The organism is Dietzia sp. B19 (assembly GCF_014145155.1).
Classification (GTDB): Bacteria; Actinomycetota; Actinomycetes; order Mycobacteriales; family Mycobacteriaceae; genus Dietzia; species Dietzia natronolimnaea.
Genome location: NZ_JAALED010000572.1, coordinates 41,323 through 42,422 on the forward strand (window position 1 = coordinate 41,323; position 1,100 = coordinate 42,422).

Consider the following 1,100-nt stretch of genomic DNA (forward strand, 5'->3'; position numbering starts at 1 on the left):
GTCACCCGAGCGATCAAGCAACGTCCCGATCCGATCAGCCATCGAAGCGCCCCTCCGCCAGGTGGTGTATCAGTACACCCTAGACCCGAGGGGACGATGTTTCAAAAACGCCGTACCGGACCTTGCGATACAGCGCCGATTGTGACTCTCAGCTTCGATTGGCGGGATTGCGCAGCTTTGTTTGGCGGGGCTTCGTGCCTCTCTTTGGTTCGGCATCATCTCGCCAGGCCAGTAGTGCCGCCCCGGCGCCGATCACTCCGATTGCGACGAGTACGAATCCGGTCGCTTGGAGGCCGATTGCGGTGCCGAGGGTGCCGGCCAGTGGGTAGGTGATGAGGAAGCAGGCGTGGGAGAGGGAGAACTGCGCGGCGAACACTGCCGGCCGGTTCTGCTCGGTGCTATTTCTGCGCAGTAGCCGCGCCGAGGGTGTGAGGATGGTCGAGGTTGCGGCGCCGAGCAGTACCCACATCGTGAGCAAGGTGTTCCACTGGGCAGTGCCGCCTGCCCATCCGATCACGATGGCCGTGGCGAGCAAGATGATGGGCAGCGCGGCTCCGCCGGCGAGCATGACTTTCCGGTCGGCAAGTTGGTTCAGTAGTGCGGGCATGCCCAGGGCGACCACCATTGATCCGGCTCCGTATGCGGCGAGCATGAGGGCGACATCCGACTGCGTCCTGCCGAGCTGGCCTTGCACGAGAACCACCGTGTTGACGATGACCATGGCGGTTGTCGTGGCTACGACGAGGTTGAGTCCCATCAGGCCGCGCAGTTCGGGGCTAGCGAAGAATGTCCGTGTCCCCCGGGAAAGTCGGTCAAGGAACCGTGCAGGAGGAGGGGGCTGTGTGTGGGGGAACCGAGAGGCGATGACGAGTGTGGCAGAGCCGAGAAACCCGATGACGGTTCCGATGAAGAGGTTGTTGAAGCTGATTGCCGTCAGCAGGGCCGCGGCGAGCATCGGGCTTACGAGCGATTCCAGATCGTAGGCCAAGCGTGAGAGCGACAAGGCCCGGGTGTACTCGCGCTCGTCTGGCAGCACAGAGGGGATCACGGCTTGGAAGAGTAGTGCCCCATAGAGTGGTGTAACTCGGTGGCCGAGATCG

1 protein-coding gene is annotated in these 1,100 nt (G+C 63.0%); it reads right to left on the reverse strand.

Annotated elements, in window-relative coordinates; genetic code table 11:
• Window positions 1–148 precede the first annotated feature (148 nt).
• A partial coding sequence (locus G6020_RS15980; protein WP_182611304.1) for an MFS transporter occupies window positions 149–1,100 on the reverse strand: 952 nt, incomplete at its 5' end.